At 60.2% G+C, this 22077-nt stretch carries 19 protein-coding genes and 1 pseudogene; 2 read left to right on the forward strand and 18 right to left on the reverse strand.

What is annotated here, in order from left to right:
* Positions 1-5: 5 nt before the first annotated feature.
* From F568_RS0114310 to F568_RS0114320, 3 genes are all read right to left on the reverse strand, one after another.
* Positions 6-692 (reverse strand): TVP38/TMEM64 family protein, encoded by a 687-nt coding sequence (locus F568_RS0114310; RefSeq protein WP_019019432.1) that lies wholly within the window; start codon positions 690-692, stop codon positions 6-8.
* Positions 693-779: 87 nt separating this feature from the next.
* Positions 780-1715, reverse strand: coding sequence for an ABC transporter substrate-binding protein (locus tag F568_RS0114315; RefSeq protein WP_019019433.1), 936 nt, complete (start codon positions 1713-1715; stop codon positions 780-782).
* Positions 1716-1807: 92 nt separating this feature from the next.
* Positions 1808-3001, reverse strand: coding sequence for a TauD/TfdA family dioxygenase (locus tag F568_RS0114320; protein ID WP_019019434.1), 1194 nt, complete (start codon positions 2999-3001; stop codon positions 1808-1810).
* A 111-nt stretch (positions 3002-3112) separates the two neighbouring features.
* Between F568_RS0114320 and F568_RS0114325 the strand changes: the two genes are divergently transcribed.
* Entirely contained in the window at positions 3113-3994 is an 882-nt protein-coding gene (locus tag F568_RS0114325) for a LysR substrate-binding domain-containing protein (RefSeq protein ID WP_019019435.1), read from the forward strand.
* A 154-nt stretch (positions 3995-4148) separates the two neighbouring features.
* Positions 4149-4496, forward strand: a complete 348-nt coding sequence (locus tag F568_RS0114330) for a hypothetical protein (protein WP_156817446.1) — start codon at positions 4149-4151, stop codon at positions 4494-4496.
* A 54-nt stretch (positions 4497-4550) separates the two neighbouring features.
* Here the strand turns inward: F568_RS0114330 and F568_RS0114335 are convergent, their stop codons facing one another.
* The 15 genes and pseudogenes from F568_RS0114335 to glcD form a co-directional block, all read right to left on the reverse strand.
* The gene (locus F568_RS0114335; protein WP_019019437.1) at positions 4551-5348 is read right to left on the reverse strand and encodes a M90 family metallopeptidase; all 798 of its coding nucleotides are present in this window, start codon (positions 5346-5348) and stop codon (positions 4551-4553) included.
* Positions 5348-6907 carry a bifunctional GNAT family N-acetyltransferase/carbon-nitrogen hydrolase family protein gene (locus F568_RS0114340; RefSeq protein WP_019019438.1) on the reverse strand — a complete coding sequence of 520 codons (1560 nt, stop codon included), beginning with the start codon at positions 6905-6907 and terminating at the stop codon, positions 5348-5350. The genes F568_RS0114335 and F568_RS0114340 overlap by 1 nt, the downstream gene beginning before the upstream one ends.
* Positions 6908-7049: 142 nt before the next feature.
* Positions 7050-7748: a dienelactone hydrolase family protein gene (locus F568_RS0114345; RefSeq protein ID WP_019019439.1), complete on the reverse strand. Its 699-nt coding sequence runs from the start codon at positions 7746-7748 to the stop codon at positions 7050-7052.
* A 58-nt stretch (positions 7749-7806) separates the two neighbouring features.
* A complete protein-coding gene (locus F568_RS0114350) occupies positions 7807-8709 on the reverse strand; it encodes a DMT family transporter (RefSeq protein WP_019019440.1) in 903 nt (300 codons plus the stop codon).
* A gap of 111 nt (positions 8710-8820) precedes the next feature.
* Entirely contained in the window at positions 8821-10029 is a 1209-nt protein-coding gene (locus tag F568_RS0114355; protein WP_019019441.1) for a WD40 repeat domain-containing protein, read from the reverse strand.
* A complete protein-coding gene (locus F568_RS0114360; RefSeq protein WP_156817447.1) occupies positions 10026-10373 on the reverse strand; it encodes a hypothetical protein in 348 nt (115 codons plus the stop codon). The genes F568_RS0114355 and F568_RS0114360 overlap by 4 nt, the downstream gene beginning before the upstream one ends.
* A 231-nt stretch (positions 10374-10604) precedes the next feature.
* The gene (locus F568_RS0114365; protein ID WP_040476367.1) at positions 10605-11801 is read right to left on the reverse strand and encodes a WD40 repeat domain-containing protein; all 1197 of its coding nucleotides are present in this window, start codon (positions 11799-11801) and stop codon (positions 10605-10607) included.
* A 19-nt stretch (positions 11802-11820) separates the two neighbouring features.
* Positions 11821-13737 (reverse strand): alpha/beta hydrolase, encoded by a 1917-nt coding sequence (locus F568_RS0114370; protein WP_019019445.1) that lies wholly within the window; start codon positions 13735-13737, stop codon positions 11821-11823.
* Positions 13730-14590, reverse strand: a complete 861-nt coding sequence (locus F568_RS0114375; RefSeq protein ID WP_169338677.1) for a DUF4123 domain-containing protein — start codon at positions 14588-14590, stop codon at positions 13730-13732. The genes F568_RS0114370 and F568_RS0114375 overlap by 8 nt, the downstream gene beginning before the upstream one ends.
* Positions 14578-16649 (reverse strand): annotated as a pseudogene (locus F568_RS22955) (type VI secretion system Vgr family protein). The gene F568_RS0114375 and the pseudogene F568_RS22955 overlap by 13 nt, the downstream one beginning before the upstream one ends.
* A gap of 160 nt (positions 16650-16809) precedes the next feature.
* Positions 16810-17328 carry an Hcp family type VI secretion system effector gene (locus F568_RS0114385; protein ID WP_019019447.1) on the reverse strand — a complete coding sequence of 173 codons (519 nt, stop codon included), beginning with the start codon at positions 17326-17328 and terminating at the stop codon, positions 16810-16812.
* Positions 17329-17570: 242 nt separating this feature from the next.
* A complete protein-coding gene (locus F568_RS0114390) occupies positions 17571-17975 on the reverse strand; it encodes a heme-binding protein (protein WP_019019448.1) in 405 nt (134 codons plus the stop codon).
* 33 nt (positions 17976-18008) lie between these two features.
* A complete protein-coding gene (gene glcF / locus F568_RS0114395) occupies positions 18009-19280 on the reverse strand; it encodes a glycolate oxidase subunit GlcF (RefSeq protein ID WP_019019449.1) in 1272 nt (423 codons plus the stop codon).
* A 1-nt stretch (position 19281) separates the two neighbouring features.
* Entirely contained in the window at positions 19282-20397 is a 1116-nt protein-coding gene (gene glcE / locus F568_RS0114400; RefSeq protein ID WP_019019450.1) for a glycolate oxidase subunit GlcE, read from the reverse strand.
* A 9-nt stretch (positions 20398-20406) separates the two neighbouring features.
* The gene (gene glcD / locus F568_RS0114405; RefSeq protein ID WP_026300559.1) at positions 20407-21906 is read right to left on the reverse strand and encodes a glycolate oxidase subunit GlcD; all 1500 of its coding nucleotides are present in this window, start codon (positions 21904-21906) and stop codon (positions 20407-20409) included.
* Between the last annotated feature and the right edge of the window lie 171 nt (positions 21907-22077).

Raw genomic sequence — 22077 nt, forward strand, 5'->3', positions numbered from 1 at the left:
CAGGCCTAGCGTCGGTTGCGCTGCTGCCTGTAGGTGGCGTAACGCTTAAGCCCCAGCAATACCAGCACCGCCAACACCAGCCCGCCCAAGGCATAGTACAGGTCGCTGCGATTCTCGGCGGTTACCAGCGAGCCCAGTTGGCTGCCCAGCAGGGTCATGCCGACAAGGCCTGGGACGATGCCGATCAATGAGCCCAACATGTAATCGCGAAAGCGCAGGTGAAAGGCACCAGCCATCATGTTGGTCAGTGTGAAGGGGGCCAGGGGAAGCAGGTTGACTACCGTCATGGTGCGAATGCCGCGCCCGGCCAGGAGCTTGGCGAGCCCGTTGAGGCGTTGGCCCCCGTGGCGCAACAAGGCATCGCGTCCCAGCTTGCGGCCCGCCCAGTAGGTAGTGGCCGAGGCGGCCAGCGTGCCGGCCAGGGCATAGCCGAATCCCCACCATGGTCCGAACATCAAGCCGGTCACGGCCACCAGGATGCTAAGCGGAAACACCAGCAGCGATGCACCGGCATAGACGGCCACGACCACGAAAATAGCCCAGGGCGAATCCCGCCAAGCGATGGAATACTTGACGAGGCTCATCAGGCGTTCCGGTGTCAGGGCGTCGTGCATGGCCAGCCATTGCCACAGCAGGCCCAGGCCGGCCAGCGCAACCAGCGAGCCGATGACGATGATCAGTGGGCGGGACATGAGAGCTGCGCATCCATTCGCTTGGGTGGCGGTTAGGATAAGCATGAAGAGGCACGGCGGCCAATACTGGCCGCCGCGAAGGGAAGGTTATAGCGACAGCGCGTCGCGTACGGCCGGCCATGCCGGTTCGCCTTCCTGAGTGGTGACACCTTCAAGCATGGTCTGAACGCGCTCGGGGTTGCTACGAATCCACTCGTTGGCGACTTCGTCGGCCGAACGCTCTTCCAGTCCGAAACCTTGAATCATCCAGCTCTGCTCTTCGGCCTTGAAGGTGAACTGCTCGAAGAAGGCCTTGAGGTTGGGGTGGGACTCGGCATAGTCGCTGCGCATCAGGGTCAGCACTTCGCTCTGACCGTTGTTTTCGCCGAATAAGTTCTTGGGATCGTCGAGATAGCGCATCGGCAGTTCCAGGTTCATCCAATGCGGCGTCCAGCCCACCCAGACGATCGGTTCCTGGCGCGAGATGGCATCCTCGGCGGCGCTCAGCATGCCTACCGTGCTGGTATCAACGATGCTCCAGTCGCCCAGGCCCCACGTATCGTTGTCGATGGCCTTGTTGAGGATCTCGCTGGCCGCAGAACCCGCGCCAAAGCCGTAAATCTCGCCGTTGAAACGCTCACGGTTGGCGTCCAGGTCGGCGAAGCTCTGAATCCCGCTCTCATAGACATACTCAGGCACTGCCAGGGTCATCTGGGCGCCATCCACGTTATTAGCCAGACGAATGATGTCGCCGCTTTCCTCGCGCGGCTTGAGCATATCCTGCTGTGCCGGCATCCAGCCGCCGAGGAAAACATCGAGATCGCCGGTTTCAAGCGCCTGATAGATCACTTGCAGGCCAAGCTCCTGGTTACGGGTTTCATAACCCAGCGGCTGGAGCAGTTGCGAGGCGATCTCGCTCTTGACGGTAATACCGGGCCAGGCCGGGACGCCGAAGTCGAGAGTGGCATCATCGGCGATGGCGGGCAGAGCGATGGCACTGGCCAGGGGCAGGGCAATGAGGGTCTTGGTCAGGGTATGTGTCATGGACAATTCTCTTTCGGGTTACTGGAAGGGCCGAGCCGCGGTTTCTTGTTATTGCGGTTCGGCGTCATGCGCCGGCGTCGAGGCGCCGAAAATCAGCGCTGGCGCAAAAGTACGCGCAGTCGTGACTCGAGCAAATCGAGATCGAGATAGGTGCCCTGCAGGTGACGCTTGCCGGTATTGGGATCGAAGGCACGGCGACCATGCAGCACGCGGCGGTTGTCGAAGGCGATCATCTGCCCCGGCTCGAGGGCGAACTCGATCTGATGGCGCGGATCGTGCAACAACTGCCAGAAGTGGCGGTAGGCTGCGTACCACGCATCGACTTCGTGCAGGGGCAGGCGCAGGGTATCGCGAATCCAGTTGTTGAAGCGAATCTCCAGCGGCTTGCCGTCCTCGTTCAGTTCAATGATCGGGGCGCGTACGGCAATGTCGTGATCTTCGTCCTGAAAGCGGAAATCGATCGGGGTCTCACTGAGAATACGGAAATGCTCCGGTGATTCCTCACGCAGTATCTCCGCAACCGTGAAGCCGTCGGCAAAGGTCGACTCGCCGCCTTTGGCCTCGTTCTGCAGGCAATAGAGCAGTTGAATATCGGGCGGTTGGCGCCAGTTGGGCAGATCGACATGCAAGGCCAGCCCGATGGCGGTATAGGCAGCGTTGTTGGGGTTGGGCTTGGAGCGGACGTCGAAGCGGGCCCCAAAGTTGGTCGCACGCATGGGTCCGATGCGCCCGGCCAAGCGGCTGACTTCCTCTTCGGCCAGCGGACCGTCTTCGAGCAGGACAAGGCCATCACGCAGCAACGCTTCCAGCCATTGGCGCTCGCCATCGCCATTGATGAAGTCGCCATGCGAGACCCGCTCGGGGGTGAAATCCAGGCACCAGGGCTGGCGGTGCGGGATGACCTGTGCCGGGGTGAAGGTCGTGTCTTCGAGACGCCGCTGGTACAACCAGACGGGATCAAAGCGGCTCATATGGCCATCTGCCCAGATCAGTTCCAGGCTGCCTTCGGTCACGTGAGCGCTGGGTGCTGTCTCGATGTCGTTCAGGGGAAAGAACAAACGTTCTCGCGTTAGGGGGTGGCGGCACTCAGGGCAGGCACAATGATCTCGCAGCCACATCCATGGAAAGTGGGCTTGGCTTCCGTCTTCCCAGTGCAGCGTGACGCGAGCTCCAGTGGCAACGGCGTCAACCAGGGCAGGCCCTTCGGCATGGGACGAAAGTTCCCCCATGTCGATGCGGGGACGAGCAGCATTATGCTCGGCATGATGCGGTGTAGCGGTATGCATCGCGATCCTCCTGGGACACGGTTGAACAATGGTGCGCTTGGTGAACAAGGATGAAGACTGGGCACACGTACGACAAACGATTAATCTGAGGTCTATGCCCAAGATAAACTAATGTCCAACTTGCCCATGAAGCCATTGCCCCCTGTTCTCTGGCTGCAGGCCTTCGAGGCCGCTGCCCGGACCTTGAGTTTCACCGAAGCCGGCAACGAGCTGGGCGTGACCCAGTCCGCCGTCAGCCAGCGCATACGCCTGCTCGAGGATCGTCTGGGCCAGAAGTTGTTCGTGCGCCATCCTCGCAGCCTGACCCTGACGCCAGCCGGCCAGGCCTGGTTGCCCAGTGTTGAAGAAGCATTCACGCGGCTGGCCGAGGGTACTGCCGAGGTATTCGGTCCTCGCCCCGAGGCGCCTGTTACGTTGCGGGCCACGCCGGTGATGCAGCAGACCTGGCTGGCACCGCGTCTGCTCGAGTTCCATCGCAGTCATCCACAGGTCGCAGTGCACCTTGTCAGTGCGATCTGGACTGAGGACTTCGGGCCTGAAGGGGCCGACTTGGAGATCCGCTATGGTCGTGGCGACTGGGAGGGTTTCGAGGCCTATTCTCTGGGCACCGAATCCATGCTGCCGGTGTGTTCCCCCGAGGTGGCTGCACGCCTGCAAAAACCAGCCGACCTGGCGGGAGAAACCCTGTTGCATGCACTGGGCTTCGCTGTGGGGTGGCAGGCTTGGCTGGACAAGGCGGGCGTGCCGGGCCTCGACACACAGTGCCCGTCTATCACCTGTGATAACCAGGTCACGACGTTATCCCTTGCGGCGCGGGGTGGGGGAGTGGCCCTGACGCATGACAGCCTGCTGGCTGAGCGTGATGATCTGGTCGCACCTTTCTCGCTGTCGGTGCCCAGTGATGAGCGTTTTTGGCTGGTACGTCCAGTGCGCCTCAGGTGGCGCCAGGAAGCTGGGCTGCTTTGGGACTGGCTGATGCGTTTCGCCGACTGACGCCTATGCTGTAATCAGCATCCCACTATGGAGGGCAGAGGCAATGAGAGATGCGTTACCGACTGGACGCCGATATCGGTGTCGGGGCACGGCGTTTATGCTAGCCGCTTCGGTATTTGTGTTGACTGTGCCGGCCAGTGGCGAGGAGGTTCAAGTGATAGGCGAAGGAGGCCGTCATCACGAAATCTGGGAGGAAGGGTCGGCTCGCGAACGCCCCGATAGGTACGGTAGCAATGGGCGTTATGACCGTGATGAGCATCTTCATGATCGTGATAATCGCAAGACGCGTAGCCATACAGCCCGGCCCGAGCCTCGTGTCGAGATTATTGTCGATGGCCTATCAACCCGTGAGCCGGCACAGCGTGAAGCGGCGGGCGGCGAAGATGGTGGGCCGAGCATATGTCGTCAGGCACATAGCATGACCTGGTCCACTCGAAACCTGCCTTGTCCCGAATCGCAACCGGCCGAGCGTTCCAATGTATGGTCGACCACGGGAAACTAGCCGGCCAAGCCAGGGCAGTTAACATGGCCAAGAGCACAAAAATTGCTGGCTTGCTCAGGCCGTTTGGCAGGCCTTGAACCGGGCCAGCGGGTTTTGGCGAAAATAGCGACGCAACAGGGCGTAGAGGGCGGGATAAGCCTCGTTCAGTACGTCAGGCGCAGTAAAAAAATGCTCGCAGCAGACGGCAAAGCATTCGCCAGGGTGGGTGGCGGCGTAGTCATCGATGGGCGTCGGTTCGCCACGCTCGAGGTGAGCCTGCAGGTCGTTCCAGACAGCCATGAAGGTCTGGTACCACTCGCGGCTGTCGATATCCGACGAGATTGACGGAAACCCGTCGGCATCCAGTGAATTTTCCATGTCGAGCTTGTGAGCGAGTTCGTGAATGATCACGTTGAAGCCAGTCCAGTCCCCACTGTCCCGAACGTCGGCCAGCGACAGCACGACCGGCCCCTGATGCCAGGTCTCGCCGACTCTTTCATCCACGTACTCATGCATGACGCCGGCCTCGTCCATCTCTTCCACCTGACGGCGGAAAGCCTCGGGCAGGACGATAATTTCATGAACGCCGGCAAAGGCGCCTTCGGCATCCGCTTCGCTCCAGCCCAGCGTGAGCAGCCCGGCCTGGGCCAACAGGCTAAATCGGTCGGGGAGGTCGAAATCCAGCCCCTCCGGTAGAGTTAATCGTTTGCGATGCAGCAGGCGCCATGTTCGCTGCCCCAAGCGTTGGCGCTCGTCATGGTCAAGGGCGGCCAGCAGCGGGAGCCGCTCGCAGGCCCGTAACCACTCTTCCTGCGGGAAGGGATGGCGGGCATCGAACCGCTCGGCCCGCCACTGGCGCCACTTGCTCAGCATCAGTCTTCCTGACGGCCCCCGCTCTTCCACGACCAGTCACGCCAACGCAGATCGAACAGATCCTTGCGGCGATCCTTGAGGTTGGTCACCGAGCCCTCCGAGCGCACGACCTTCAAGCGCAGCAGGTCGAGGTCCGAGAAAATCACCATTTCGGTATTCGGTGTGGTCTCGGAGAGCACGGCATCGTGCGGAAAGGCGAAGTCCGACGGCGAGAACACCGCTGATTGGCCGTACTGGATATCCAGATTCTCGATAGAGGGCACGTTGCCCACGCTGCCGCACAGCACCACATAACACTCGTTCTCGATGGCGCGGGCCTGGGCACAGTGACGCACGCGCAGGTAGCTGTTCTTGGTGTCGGTCCAGAACGGTACGAACAGAATATCCATGTCCTGTTCGGCGAGCAGGCGCGGTAACTCGGGGAACTCCACGTCATAACAGATCAAGATACCGACGCGACCGGCATCTGTCTCGAACACCCGCAGCTCATCACCGCCTTCCACTACCCAGTCTCTACGCTCCTGGGGAGTAATGTGCAGCTTGGACTGGCGCTCAGTGGAACCGTCGCGGTGGCATAGATAGGAAACGTTGTAGAGCTTGCCGTCCTCACCTTCCTCGACCATCGATCCCGCGATGATATTAATGTTGTAGGAGACTGCCATGCGCGAGATCTCGGCCTTGAATTGCTCGGTAAAGCCGGCTAGGAAACGAATCGCCTGGATCTGGTCCGACTGGTCGGTCAGGCCCATCAGGGGCGTGTTGAACAACTCCGGAAAGACCACGAAGTCGCTCTGATAATCGGATACCGCATCGACGAAATACTCGACCTGCTGCAGCACCGATTCCACCGAGGCGAACTCACGCATCTGCCACTGCACGGCACCGACGCGGACCTGGGTACGGCGCGACTCGAGAATACGTTCGGCAGGCTGGAACAGAATGTTGTTCCACTCAAGCAGGGTTGCGTAACCCTGCGACTTTTCATCCTCGGGCAGGTACTTGCGCAGCAGGCGCTTGACCAGAAAGCCGTTGGCGAGCTGGAACGACAGGATGGGGTCGTGAATCTCCTTACGGGCGACTTTCTCCAGATAATCAGTCGGCGACATCTCGTCGGCGTACTGGTGGTAATGGGGAATCCGCCCACCGGCAAGAATGGAGCGCAAGTTCATCGAGCGACACAGGTCCTTGCGCGCTTCATAAAGGCGCCGACCCAGTCGATAGCCGCGATAGTCCGGGTGGATAAGTACGTCCAGACCATACAGGGCATCACCATCCGGATTGTTGAGGATGATTTCGCGATGGCCGATCAGGTCGTCGTACTTGTGCGGGTTGGAGAAGCGGTCGTACTCCACGAGCGCGGTCAGGGCCACGCCGACGATACGGCTGTCATCCTCGATCACGATCTGGCCATCGGGGAATTCCGCGATCAGCTTGTCGATGGTCAGCTTGGGCCAGGCGCCCCCGATATCGTTGTAGACGGAATCCATCAGGTCCTTCAGCTGCGGATAGTCGTCCACCGTCAGGTTGCGTAGATTGAGATGGAGTTCGTCTAGGGCCATGGGCGTTTCGAGTCCTCAAAAGATCGCAGTATGGTAACACGCGAGGTGTTTTCACCAGGACGAGCATGGACAGCAAACGCTGCCAGACGTTCACTATCCATGCGATTAGCACGGGGTATCGCGGTGGAGAAGGAAGCTGCGCTCAGCGACCCAGCGTTTCCAGAAAGGCCAGAGTGCGTCCATGCGAAAGTGCCGAGGCATGCCGGTCGTAGGCACTGCGTGCCCAGCAATTGAAGCCATGGTCGGCGCTGTCATAGACGAACATCTTCACGTCGTCGCGACCCGCAAAGGCACGACGCGTCTGTTCGATATGCTCGCCGGTGATGTGCTTGTCCTGACCGGCAAAATGAAACTGAACGGGTACCTGAAGCCGGTCGGCCTTGTCGAGATGGTTGGCGATACCGCCCGGATAAAAGCAGACGGCAGAATCGACGCCGGCATCCAGCGCACTGCGGAAGGAGAGAATGCCGCCCATGCAGTAGCCAAGCGAAGCTATCTTGCCTTGGCACTCCGGACGCCCGCGCAGGGTATCGACGGTGCTGGCGATATCTGCGATGGCTTGGTCCGAGTTCATGGCTTTCATGAGCGAGAACGCCTTCTCCATATCCTCGCCTTCATAGCCTAGCTCTACGCCGGGCTCCTGCCGCCAGAAGATATCCGGGGCCAGCACCACATAGCCATCCAGCGCATACTGCTCCGCGACGCTGCGAATATGCGCGTTGACCCCGAAGATTTCCTGCAGCAGCACGATTCCGGGACCCTTGCCCGCCGGGGGCAGTGCCAGATAGCCCTTGAATTTGCCGCCATCCTTGGCAGTGATGTCGATCCATTGTGTGGTCATGAAAAATCTCCTTGTTGCACACGCGTATGCGCCGTGGCTCTACCTGCCGGTTCGTGCCTCAGTCTAGGCGGCGAGCCGAGCTTCCTGCCAGGGGCTGCGTCAAGGTCTGGGCCATGATGACACCGGCTAGTGTCAGGCTGCCGCCCAGCAGATGCCAGGTTTCCAGGCGTTCACCAAGGAAAGCCATGGCGATCAGCGCGCTGAATAACGGCATCAGATTGAGAAAGATGCTTGCCTTGCTGGCACCGATCTCACGCACGGCACGCATCCAAAGATAGGTGGTCACGATCGAGGCGGGGATCCCCGCGTATAGGATCAGCCATGCGTTATGTTCATCGACAGGCGTCATGGGGCCCAGCAGATAGCCCGGCAGTAAAAACAAGGTGGCGAAACAGGCCTGCACATAGAGCATCACCCAAGGCGGCAGCGCCATGGGCCAGCGCTTGAGCATGACACCGTAGGAGGCATAGCACAGGGCGGCCAAGACCATCAGGAGATCGCCGGGTGCGATGTCGAGCGCCAGCAGCGATAGCGGATCCCCACGGCCAAGCAGAACGAAGACACCCAGCAGTGCCAACAGCCCGCCGGTAATGCCACCCAGTGTTGGTCTTTCACGCAGTATCACGGCGCTCAGCAAGACGGTCAGCAGGGGGACGGTGGCTGCCAGGATACCCATGTTGGTGGCTGAGGTCGTTGCAGCAGCGACATAGGCAAGCCCCTGCCACATGGCCATGCCCAGCAGACCCAGCAGAGCCAGCTTGGGCAGTTCGGGACGGAGCTGGCGGCGCAGGCGCCATACCGTGGGCAGCACGAAAGGCGATAGCACGGCCAAGGCAAGCACCCATCGGTCGAAGGCGATGGCACTCGGGGCGATCGAACCGACGGTAAGCTGATTGATGGTCATGTTTCCCGACCAGATCAGAACGGCACCCAGCGGAGGAAGAAAATACAGTAATGACATGGTGGCCTCGGGCTGGCAAAGAAAACCCCGAGGCAGGTGCATCTGCTTCGGGGCTGATCAGGTTACTGTAAAGACGCGGCCTATGCGACGCAGCGAGACCGGGCAATTCGGTTATTCACTTACCCACTCCTTGGTCAGCGTGCGTTCGTCAGGGTCATAGCGATACACGGTGATGCCACCGTCGTTGACATGCCCCGTGACCAGCACGTGGGCCTGGGGTGACGTGGCGATACTCTGACTGCGCAGATAGGAAAATGTCGACGGGTGAGGATCGGTGCCGAGGTCGAAGTACTTCTGCGGCCAGGGATTGCCGGCCTCGAAGAGCGCAACCCAATGCTTGTAGGTGCCGAAGCGCAGGAATTCCTTGCTGTCGTTGATGAAGGCGACGGCGACAGTGGTATTAGTTGTTAAATGACGGCCACCCCAGCGGTTGGGTTTCTCGGCCATGGGGACTGGTATCAACCCGCTCTTGTCATATTTTCTCGGGTCCTCAAGGGCGTAAGGGGAGTCTTCCAAGAAAATACCGCCCGTATAGCGTGCCATGCGATACATCTTCTCGGGCTGGTCCGTATGGGTGAACCGTCCGATGCCCGACTCGTCACCACTGACGACCCATTGGCCATCCGGGCTAATGACGGCATCGACCTTGCTGGTATTGCCCTCCAAGTTATCAATTGGAGCCTTTGACTCAAGGTCCCATAGTACGATGCCTCCATAGTAACTGAATAACTGATCGTCCTGGATGGCCGGTTGTGTGGAAGGATCAACATCCTTGTCGGTTGAGAAGCCGGCAGAGACCAAGAGGTTGCTTTCTTCGGCAAGCGATAGATGCATGAGCTTGCCAGTACCCAGAAAGCTGGGCGAGCTTCCGTCCTTTTTGAGGGGTTGCAGGTCCTTTCCATAGCCATGGAAAAGATTCCAGTCATCATCCGATGCAATGTAATGCGCCATGCTGGAATCCATGACATGCCCGTAGGTGGGGAAATGTTCGAATTGCTTGACTACTTCTCCCTCTACGGTTTGTACATAAACTTGATCTGCCAAGTCTTGCCAAAGAAATGCATCACGCCCGTGAATGAAGTAAGCACTGTATATGTTGGCATCACGAAAAATGATTTCTTTCTGATGTTTTTCAAGATCCCAAAGCACCAAGTGCTTCGATGAATGGGAGCTGATCGCATGTCTACCATCGCTCGAAACACTAACGACCATGGCAGGACCAAGCGCATTTTCGGATGGCGGGTATGTGGCGCAACCGTCGAGCAGAACCATGCCCATCAGAAAGAGGGGCAGGGCGGCCTGCCGATATGCCCGCTTCATTCGCTCACCCACTCCTTGGTCAACGTGCGTGCATCAGGATCATAACGATACACGGTGATGCCGCCGTCATTGACATGTCCAGTAACCAGCACGTGGGCCTGGGGTGATGTGGCGATACTCAGGCTGCGCAGATAGGAAAATGTCGACGGGTGAGGATCGGTGCCAAGGTCGAAGTACTTCTGCGGCCAGGGATTGCCGGCCTCGAAGAGCGCAACCCAATGCTTGTAGGTGCCAAAGCGCAGGAATTCCTTACTGTCGTTGATGAAGGCGACGGCGACGGTGGTCTTGCCAAAGAAATGCATCACGCCCGTGAATAAAGTAAGCACTGTATATGTTGGCATCACGAGAAATAATTTCTTTCTGATGCTTTTCTAAATCCCACAGCACCAGATGCTTGGACCTATGCGTGCTGATTGCATAATGCCCATCGCTGGAGACACCGATGACCATGGCTGGGCCAAGTGTGTTTTCAGCGTTTCCATGCAATGCGCAGCCACCCAGCTGAGAGAAGCCTATCAGGGTAACCAGTCCCAGCAAGAAACGACTCCCACCAGACCGTGAGCGCCGACCGGGTATCATTCTGCTACCCACTCTTTGGTCAGCGTGCGTTCGTGGGGGTCATAGCGATACACGGTGATGCCGCCGTCATTGACATGCCCCGTGACCAGCACATGGGCCTGGGGTGATGTGGCGATACTCAGGCTGCGCAGATAGGAAAATGTCGACGGGTGAGGATCGGTGCCAAGGTCGAAGTACTTCTGCGGCCAGGGATTGCCGGCCTCGAAGAGCGCAACCCAATGCTTGTAGGTGCCAAAGCGCAGGAATTCCTTGCTGTCGTTGATGAAGGCGACTGCGACGGTAGTATTAGTTGTTAGATGACGGCCACCCCAACGATTGGGTTTTTCGGCCATAGGAACTGGGATCAGGCCACTTTTATCAAATTTTCTAGGATCATCGAGATCATATGACGAGTCATCCAGGAAAATACCGCCCGTATAGCTTGCCATGCGGTGCATCTTCTCGGGCTTGTCCGTATGGGTGAAACGCCCAATGCCGGACTCGTCGCCACTGACCACCCACTGACCATCCGGGCTGATGACGGCATCGACCTTGCTGGCATTGCCTGGCAGCTGAGCAATAGGCTTCAAGCTATCCAGGCTCCATAGAAAAACCCCTCCGTAGTTTCCAAAAGATTGATCTTTTACAATTGGAGGGCGCTCTTGAAGGTCGAATCGCTCACGATTATCGAAACCTGCCGTCACAAATGTATTGCCTGCTTCCGACAAGCTTATGTGCATGAGCTTGCCTGTGCTTAGCACCCCTGGCACATCGCCATCGCTGAGAATGGGCTGCATGTCTTCGCCATGACCATGGAATAGATTCCACTCATCATCTGAAGCGATGTAGTGCGTCATGCTTTCGTCCATTACGTGGCCATAGGTAGGGAAATGGCTGAACTGGTCAAGGACTTTTCCATCAATCTTTTGCACATAAACTTGGTCATTCAAATCCTGCCACAGAAATGCATCCGAATTGTGGATGAAATAGGCGCTGTATATATTTGCGTTGCTTGATACAGTTTGGCGGGTTTTCTGGTCGAGGTTCCACAGCACTAAGTGTTTAGATAAATGTGAGCTAATAGCATAATGGCCATCACTGGAAACACTAATAACCATGGCAGGGCCAATCTCACTTTTCTGGTTAGATTTGCTCGTGGCACAGCCTGCTAAGAGTAAAAAAATAGTAAAAATAGTAACTAGTGAATTAAGCATGTTAAGTGTCTTTCCTGGGTTAGTAGTGTCCGAACTTAGAATTGTTTTTTATCTTGTCGAGAATTGAAAATTTATAGCTTTTTATAAAAATTTCCTCTGAAGGGTATTTCATGGCCGAGTGAGAGAAAAACCAAGCTGACTGGTCAACAGGATAAAATATTTCGGCAAATATCTTAGGTTCAAAAAATGAAATAGCTTCCACTTCAGCAAACCCAATCAACCCCAGCGCCGGCCTTACCTCGGTATCCCTCGGCTGCCAGCCATCCCGCTGTGCAAGTTGCCGCAGCTTCTGCGCAAACAGGCGGGCCATAGGTTCGCCGATCCGGTAGTGATGCGACAGGGGCTGGAGCAGGTCGTAGGTCGGCAAGGGCGTATCGGCACGCAGCGGGCCTCGGGGAATCGTGTCTGCCACGCGATGGGCCTCGTCGACGATGGCCTGCTCCAGTACGTCCCAGGCGCGTTCGATTTGCCATTGCGCGTAACCGTCGCCGTTACGGGCTTTTTGCTGCGTATAGGTTTGAAAAGCGGGCAAACACTCTTTGCCCAAGGCCCGGCTACGTTCGAAGTAATAGGTCTGGAAATAACGCAGGCCGTCTCCGGCAACAGGTGGAAAGGTCCACCACTTTTTCGTGTAGGCGCCACCCACTTTGCCTGTCTGGTCGTCGGTGGTGTCGTCGATAAACGTGCGTATTCCCCGAAAGACGCCGAGTATTCCACCGTCCTCTTCTATCAATGTGTCCTTGGCCGAGGGGCCGAGAATACCGTCTTCGTGAGAATGCAGCACCACGACATTCTTGGTGGCGAGATGGGCTGTGGGGAAGGTGCCCATGCCTAGCGGATGCACCTCCCGGGCGGGGCTGTCGGTAACGTTACCTACATCAAAGCCAGTGCCTCGTGGGGGTACGTCTGTAAACGGTGTATCCGGGGACAGCGCATTGTCAGCGACGGCCGGCTCCCAGAGAAACAGATTGTCGATGCGTTGCCGCATGCCGTGAGCACCAAGGATGTTCAGGGCGGTCAGCACGACCCTGGCACCCAACGAGTGACTGATCAGGTTGATGGTGATCCCGGCCTCGATCAGTTGCACCAGAATGTTGACCAGGCGCCTGCCGCTCTTCATCGCCGCGAACTCGGCTTCGATGAATTCGGTAGTGCCGGTATCGCCAGGCCAGAACACACCGACGATTCGTGTGTACTGGCGCCAATCGTCGTCAGGCAGTCCAGCAGCGCGGTTCAGCTGATATTCCATATTCATCAGCCAGTTGCACGCGCCACTGCCATTCAGCCCGCGCTCGTCGGCATCGATAGCCTCGCTCTGACACAGTGTCGCCATGGCGGCGCTACCGCTGGGGACAAGCCGCAGTGTGCCTGACTGCGTTGTGGCCAGGCCGGACAGATCGGCATCGCGGGTGAAACGCGCCCAGTCGCCATGCGGTACGTTGTAACCGTGCACGAAGATCGTGGCGTTATTGCCGTTCAGGCGAAGCTGATCAATTGTACTGTCGCTCAGTCGGTCGACACCATCTGGGGCAGGAGTGCGCAGATTGACCAAGATAGGCGGTGGTAGATAGGTCGCTTGGATCGCCGTCTCGGGCATGGCCACAGAGGTCAGAGGAGCGACGATGCCACACGCCACCGGATGGCAAGGCGTATCGTCTATAGCCACGATGTGGCTCCCGAACAGCCCGTGTAGCTGCCAGGCCACCGGTCCGGCAGCTACACGGGGATGCTGGCTGAATCCCTCAGTATCGATCAAGGCGTGATGATGTTTGCCACGACAGTCGACAAGCTCTACCGGAGTGCCTTCAGGCAAGGGGCGGCCGAGCGTATCGCGATGCTCCAGCATCACCAGGGTTAGGCTGGCGCAATCTGCGCGAGATACGGCACCTTCTCCGGTCTGCAAGCTAGGTTGTAGTGCTGGCGCGAGTTCATCCATGGGCACGGCTCCTGCCGAACCGGCTGCTGTGGGCCGAGTCCTGGCCAGGAGGGACCTGCTCCGAGAGGCTCCGCTCGGTAAAGCGAGCCTTGAGGTGCGATAGCTTGTTTTTCCAGTCGCCTGATATTGACTGAATTTCCTGAACGAGGCTCGGGCAGATGGCGCGATTGAGCTGACAACGGGCCAGGTGCTCGCAGCCCTGGACTCGGGCGAATTCGGTAGTGAAACCCATCTCCGGCATCTGTTGATACCATTCGGCAAGGCGCGCCAGAGGTAATCCATGACGCTCGGCGATCGGTTGCAGGAGTGCCTGCCCACGCCATGCTTCGAGACAGCGCACGTGGTGGCGTGTCAGTCGAAAGGGGCTGTCAGGGGGCGTATAACGGGTTGCTGCTTCTGCGGACTGGGCCAATGTCCATGGCTGCCCCAAGGCCTGGCCAGACATCGATTGAATAGGGCCCAGCAGTCGTTGCCGGTCACTATCGCTCAGTGACGCATGAATCCCGGCGTACAGGCGCGGGTCGGCATACCTTAAGAGGACTGAGGCGCCATTGTCGCGCTGGGCCTGGGTCAGAGAGCGCAAATGCCTCACGACAGTCTCTTGTGCCGTTGCCGATTGGAGTTCGATGACGATACCTGCATCGACACGTTGTCGCAGCAACTCTTGAGCTTCGGCAGCCTGCGGGGCGATCAGTAGGGGGCCTTGCTCCGCGGCGCTGGCCTGCTCGGTCTGCAGGTAGAGCAAGGTGTAGCGAGGATCTGGCTCGATCTCGAACAAATGACGCAGGCCATCCCGGTACCAGGCGAGATCGAGCAGATAGTATGTCTGGACCATGCCGTTCATGTCTGGCATCGGCATTGCGCTCCTAGGTTGCAGTTCTCGGGGCTGCCTGCCTGAGCGGTGTCGCGAATCTGGCAGACTTCCACGACCGAGGCGGCCTGCAAGGCGGCTTGCAGAAGCTGGTCATGGCTGACTGGTGTGATGGCTTCGTGTTGTTCGAGTGTCGCCTGACTGGGCAGCGTCGGTCGCTGGGCACGTTGACCGCTACCTTTGCCTGGGTTGCCCCCTGCGTTGATCTTCACGCTGGGCCCAACCAGGGTGATACCGCCGCTGTCGAGCTTGAGAAAGCTCCCTCCGGCGTGGAGCGTTAGCTCATCGCCGGCTTCGAGTACGACCTGTTGACCCGCCTTGATGTGCAACTCGCGCCCGGATTCGGTGAGCCAGGCCTGGCCGGCCTTGAGATGTAGGCTGCCGTTGATGGTCAGGCTCTGAGAGGTCTCGCCTTTCTCGCGACGTTCGCCGTGCACGGTGAGGTGCGTATCGCGGTCGATCTCCTCGATGCGGTCGCGCTTGACGCTGAGGAAGCTGTCGTTGCGGATTTCCTCGGTGCGGTCGTGCTCGGTAAGCAGTTCCAGGTCCTTCTGGGCGTGCACCCAGATCTGTTCCTGCTCGGCTTCGTCCTCGAAGCGCAGCTCGTTGAAGCCTTCGCCCTTGTGGGTCTGGGTGCGGATGACCGTGCGCGTCTTGTGCTCGGGCAGCGGGTAGGGCGGGGTATTCACCGCATGGTAGGTGCGCCCGGTAATCAGCGGCTGGTCGGGGTCGCCCTCGAGAAACGAGACGATCACCTCATGGCCGATGCGCGGAATCGCCATGGCGCCGTAGCCGCCGCCGGCCCAGCCCTGGCTGACCCGCAGCCAGGCGCTGCTGCTGTCGTCGCCGCTCGCATAACGATCCCAGGGGAACTGCACCTTGACCCGGCCGTGCGGGTCGCAGTGGATTTCCTCGCCAGCGGGGCCGACCACGAAGGCGATCTGCGGGCCATCGACACGCGGCTTGGGGTTCGGGGTGGGCCGCCAGGTGCGGTCGCCGGGCAGCAGGGTCAGGGCGTTGGCGTAGCGGGTCAGGCCGTCGCTCCCCGCGGCATCCTCTTCCAGCGCCTGGGCTGCCGGCCCTCATGGACCACGCCGACCACCTGCCAGTCGCGGTTGAGCGCAGCGCTGCCGTGATCGGTCAGGGTGAAGGTCGTACCCGGACGCAGTTCGGGCAGGTCGCTTTCGGCCTCGGCGGTCAGTGCATCGTGGCGCAGGTGTTCGAGCCGCACCCGGGTGAAGGCCTGGCCGCTGGCATCGGCCTTGTAGCGACCGGGATAGTCGTAATGTTCGTAGTCGGTGCGCTGGGCATGGGTGTCCAGGCCGCCCGCCGGGTGATCGTGCAGCTGCGCATACGCCGGCTGCTTGAACGAGTAGTCCTTGAGCTGCGCGCTGGCCGGGCGTACCCGGGCGGTCTGGCGCAGGCGGCGGACATGCCGGGTCGGGGCCGTGCCGCCGGCGCGGCTGTGATAGGTGCGTGGGCCCAGCGTGGTCAGGCCCTGCGGGGCATCGGCGAACACCAGGCGGTGGGCCCCGCCGGAGGTGTCCTCGAATTCATGGAAGTAGAACAGCCCTTCCTCGGCGGCCAGGCGCTCGATGAAGGCCAGGTCGGTCTCGCGGTACTGCACGCAGTATTCGCGTTCGGCGGGCTCGCGGGTCACTGCGAAGGCGACGTCGGTGATGCCGCGCTCGGCGAGCAGGGTGTTGATGATGGTCAGCGGCGAGACGTGCTGGAAGATGCGCGCGTTGTGGCGTAGCGACAACCGCCACAGCGCCGGACGCACCACGAGCGAGTAGCGGGTACGGCGGTGGCCCGTATCGCTCTGGGCGAACTCGCTGACGATGCCGTGAAAACTGCGCAACACCTGGCCGTCCTGCCAGACGCTCAGCCTCACCTCACGGTCGAGCCAGTCGATGGGTGACAGATCGTGATGGTGACTGGCGAAGTCGATAGATAGGTGGAACGGTGCCGAGAACACTTCTTCGGCACGAAAGCCGATGACGGAGAAGCCACTCGACGCGCTCGGCAAGGGCTCAGGCATGCTGTCGTCGATACTCGGCCCGGGCTTGGCGCCAAGCTGCAGGGAAAACCGTAGTCCAATCGAAGTATCCATGAAAGCAAGCACTCGGGAGGTCAATCAAACAACGGGTGCCAGGGCACCCGCTGCGCGAGCATGGAAGCGCGTCCTCAGGACGCCAGCGTCATGCCTCGATGGGGGCGCGCCAGTCGTCGGAACCGGAGGTGCCGGCGACGGTGTGTTCCCAGTCGATCTTGCGGTAGGCCAGGGAAACGTCCATCAGCTGGGTGAATTCGGACTTGGTGGAATCCTGGGCGTGGGGCATGCGCAAATTGATGTCGACGATGGTGGCGTCGGTCAGCGCGGTAGTGAAGAAATGCTCCTGCTTACCCTCGATGGAGGTGCGGTACCACTTGAGCTCGACCTTGGGCAGCATCTCGCCGGAAGCCAGTGCGTTGTACATCAACGGCACGGCCTTGTTCAGGGCGACGGTAAAGATGAACGGCTTATGGGCGCGCTGGCCGGCCGGCTGGCCGGACTGCGGGTCGGTGGGAACGGTGACGACGTGCTTGAATTCCTGCACCAGCATCTGGTCTTCATGACCTTCAACGTAGATGTTGCCCACGGAGTCCGGGGTGAAGGCGCCAGCGGTAATGTTGCCCTGGGTCTGGCCTTCGATGCTGATATAACACGGTGTCGGCATGGTTTGCTTCCTTGACGATAGTTGAGATGGGTCCGCATTTGGACGCTCAACTAGGGCGCATTCCGTGCCATGATCTAAAAATATCCTGTAAAACAGATATTTATTGGTATAGGTGGGTGACGGGTACCGCAGGTGGGGTAAGGGCTTGCCTGGAATGGGCAGTAACTTGCTTGTAGGGTAGAGCGTTGCGTTATGGTCTTGTGTCGCCATCCCCGGCTGGACCGGGGATGGCTCAGGCTCTGTCAGCCAGCGATGGCCTTGACGCCGGCCTTGGCGACCTGCACGTCCTGCTCGGGTTTGACACCGGAAATGCCGACGCTGCCAGCCACCTGGCCGTCGACGATGACCGGTACGCCACCGGACAGCAGCGCCTGCATCGGGGCGGTGACGAAAGCCGTGCGGCCGTTGTTGATCATTTCCTCGAAGACCTGAGTTTCCTTGCGACCGATGGCGGCGTTACGCGCCTTTTCGGTAGCAACACCGGCACTGAAAGGCGCAGCGCCGTCCATACGACGCAGGCCTAGCAGATGGCCGCCATCGTCCGCCACTGCGATGGTTACCGCCCAACTGTTGGCTTCGGCTTCTTTTTGCGCCGCGTCGAGAATGGCATTGACATCGTTCAGGGTGAGAACGGATTTGGTCTGCATGATGATCTCCTTGGTAGGGTTATCTGGGACGTGTTAGGCGGGGCTCGCCTCACGGTGCGTGTGGTTCGAGGCGGATGTCAAAGATTCATCTACTATCTCGATCCAGTGCCTGACCGGCGTCTTGCTCGCCCCGGCGAGGTGAGTCTGACAACCGATATTGGCGGTCACGATCAGCTCAGGATTGCCGGCCTCCAGGGTCTCGACCTTGTTGTCACGCAACTGCCTCGAGAGTTCCGGTTGGGTCACCGAGTAGGTACCCGCTGAACCGCAACAGAGGTGGGCATCGCGCACTGGCGTCAACTCGAAGCCGAGTCGCGTGAGTACGCCCTCGACGGCACCGCCGAGCCTCTGCGCATGCTGCAGTGTGCACGGACAATGGAAGGCGAGTCGGCGCGAGGTCTTGACGTTTAACGCATCAAGATCTTCGTCACGCAAGATCTCGACCAGATCCTTGGCCATCTCGCTGATGCGTTTGGCCTTCTCGGCGTAGGCCGGGTCGTCAGCAAGCATCTCTCCGTATTCCTTGACGAAGGCGCCGCATCCGCTCGCGGTTTGCACGATGGCCTCGGCGCCGTTCTCGATGGCCGGCCACCAGGCATCGATATTGGCGCGCATGCGTGCTCGACCATCCTTCTGTGCATTCAGATGGTAGTCGATGGCGCCGCAGCAGCCAGCTTGGGGCGCCGGTGTCAGGCCAATGCCCAGGCGGTCGAGTACACGCGCGGTAGCGGCATTGGTGTTAGGCGACAGCCCGGGTTGCACACAGCCCTCGAGAATCAGCATCTGGCGAGCATGCTGACGCCCTTCGGGGCGTTTGCCGGCATCCACCGGTTGTGCGGGCAATTTGTCACGCAGCATGCCGGGAACCAAAGGCCGAAAGGTCTGGCCCATCTTCATCAGTGCTGCAAAGCGCTTGGGATCGACCAGCGCCTTGCGCAGGCCATAGCGCAAGGCGCGATCCTTGGGACTACGCCCCACACGCCGTTCGACCTCGGCGCGGCCGATGTCGAGCAACTTGTGATATTCGACCCCCGACGGGCAGGTGGTTTCGCAGTTGCGGCAGGTCAGGCAGCGGTCGAGGTGCAACTGTGTCTCGTGGGTGACCTGGTCGTCATCGTCGCGGCTTTCCAGCAACTCCTTCATCAGGTAAATGCGTCCGCGTGGCCCGTCGCGTTCGTCACCGAGCAATTGATAGGTGGGACAGGTCGCGTTGCAAAAACCACAATGCACGCATGTACGCAGTACACGGTCGGCTTCGCGGATGTGCGGTTTTTGCAGGTCAGCGTCGGTAAATTGCGTCTGCATATCAGAACTCCGGATAGAGCCGGCCGGGATTGAAGATGCCGTTAGGGTCGAGCTGGGCCTTGAGCTGGCGATGATACTTGGCAACGACCGGGGCCAGCGGGGCGAACGGCTCAGTAACGCCTGGCGTAAAGCAGGTGGCATGTCCCCCGGCACGGGCGGCGGCATCGCGCAGCGTCTCGGCCGAAGCGTCGCTACGCACCCAGCGCTGGGCGCCGGCCCAGTCGTAAAGGGTATCGCCGTCTATGGCCAGAGGCGGGGTGTTATTGGGCAACGACAGGCGCCACAGCGGGCGGGAATCGCTGCTGACGAAAAACGCAAGGCGGTGTTCGCGGAGCTCGGTCCAGAACGTGCCCTCCAGGGTTTCACCGCCGAGACGCTCCGCCGTGGCGGCCACCGAGCTGCGCCCGCCCTCAAGGCGAAGATGGAGCGCGCCGTCATGGTAGGCAGCCGCGGTCAGCGGCAACGGCTGGCGTCCCCACTGGGCGAGGCGTTCAAGTGCGTCGTCCAACGTCATTTCCAGGCGCAGGCTCCGCGTCTCGGTGGCCTTGGGCAGCACCTTGAGCGACACCTCGGTGATTACGCCGAGCGTGCCTTGGGCGCCGGCCATCAGGCGGGACAGATCGTAGCCGGCCACGTTCTTCATTACCTCACCGCCAAAGCGCAGGTGCTTGCCCTCGTGGTTGATGACGCGTGAGCCAAGCACGAAGTCACGCACGCTGCCGGCCCAAGGCCGACGTGGCCCGGATAGCCCCGTGGCGATCATGCCACCCACTGTGGCTGCCTGGCCAAAGTGCGGCGGTTCGCAGCCGAGCTGCTGCCCCTCGGCATCCAGCGCGGCTTTGAGTTCGGCCAGCGGCGTGCCGGTGCGCACCGAGACCACCAGCTCAACCGGGTCGTAGTGAGTGATGCCGCGATGCTCGGTCAGCGATAGCGCCTCGCCCTCGACCGAACGGCCGTAGAATGCCTTGGTATCACCACCCACGATTCTGAGAGGTGTCCTGGCCTCATTGGCCTGACGTACCTGCTCGCATAGCGCCTCGCTCACGTCCCGCCCTGTGGGGGCGCCGAAGTCGCGCTCGGCGTGTGCGGAGTAGTTGTCCTGTTCGTGGTGTTCCATCTTCAGACCTCAAAAGCGCGGCAGTTCCGGATGCGGCAACTCATTGTTATGCACATGCATCGCGCCAAATTCGGCGCAGCGCTGTAGCGTCGGAATGTTCTTGCCTGGATTGAGCAAACGTCGGGTGTCGAAGGCCGCCTTCACGGCATGGAACGTGGTCAGCTCGTCGGGCTGGAACTGGGCGCACATCTGGTTGATTTTTTCGCGGCCTACGCCGTGCTCGCCGGTGATGCTGCCGCCGGCCTCGACGCATAGTTCGAGAATCTTGCCACCCACCGTCTCGGCCAGTTCCAGCTCGCCTTCGCGGTTGGCATCGAACAGGATCAATGGGTGCATGTTGCCGTCGCCGGCATGAAATACGTTGGCAACACGCAGCCCGTACTGCTCGGACAGGTCGGCGATGCCCTTGAGGACACGCGGCAGCTCGCGACGCGGAATGGTGCCGTCCATGCAGTAATAGTCAGGCGACATGCGGCCCACTGCCGGGAAGGCGTTCTTGCGGCCGGCCCAGAACTTGGCGCGCTCGGCATCATCGCGAGCCTGGGCGATGTCGGTAGCGCCCGCTGCTTCGAGCACCCGACGCACGGTCTGGCAGTCGTCGTCGACGTCGGCTTCCACGCCGTCCAGCTCGCAGAGCAGTATGGCTTCTGCCTCCACCGGGTAGTTGGCGTGAATAAAGTCCTCGGCGGCGCGGATCGCCAGGTTGTCCATCATTTCCAGGCCGCCCGGGATGATACCCGCGGCGATGATATCGCCGACCGCCTTGCCGGCCTTCTCGACATCGTCGAAGCTGGCCATCAGCACCTTGGCGCTCTCCGGCTTGGGCAGCAGCTTGACGGTGATCTCGGTCACCACACCGAGCATGCCTTCGGAACCGGTGAACAGTGCCATCAGGTCGAAGCCGGGGGCGTCGAAGGCCTCCGAGCCCAGCGTCATTCGTTCGCCCTCGATGGTGACTACCTCGACACGCATGACGTTGTGTACCGTCAGGCCGTATTTCAGGCAATGTACCCCGCCGGCATTTTCGGCCACGTTACCGCCGATGGAACAGGCGATCTGAGAAGAGGGGTCTGGCGCGTAGTAGAGCCCGTAGGGCGCGGCGGCCTCGGAAATCGCCAGGTTGCGCACGCCGGGCTGAACACGAGCGATACGCGCGTCAGGATCGACTTCGAGAATCTTGGCGAAGCGCGACATGACCAGCAGCACGCCCTGTTCCAACGGCAGGGCACCGCCCGACAGGCCGGTGCCGGCACCGCGGGTGACCACGGGGACTCCCAGCTCGTAACAGGTGCGCAGTAATGTCTCGACCTGTTCCAGGGTGTTCGGCATGGCCACCAGCATGGGCAGGATGCGATAGGCCGCCAGGCCATCGCATTCGAAGGGGCGAAGGTCTTCCTCGCGGTGCAGCAGCGTCATGTCCGGCAGCGCTTTCTGCAGCTGCTCGAACACGCTCGTCTTGTCCTGTTTCGACAACGCGCCATCGAGGCGTTCGTCGTAGAGAATGTTCATGGTCATCCCCGATCAACGTCACGGTAGCCACCCAATTTGCTGCTTCCAGCAGGTCGTGTCTATACATTGGTACACTGGTCAGACCAGCCATTAGTCTAATTCCTGAAAACGCTTTCCAGGGTTTCAATGGTCTGCCAAGGCCAAGCCCATGTTGGCCTGTTGACGATAAAC

This window comes from Modicisalibacter luteus DSM 23508 (genome assembly GCF_000378505.1).
Taxonomy (GTDB): Bacteria; Pseudomonadota; Gammaproteobacteria; order Pseudomonadales; family Halomonadaceae; genus Modicisalibacter; species Modicisalibacter luteus.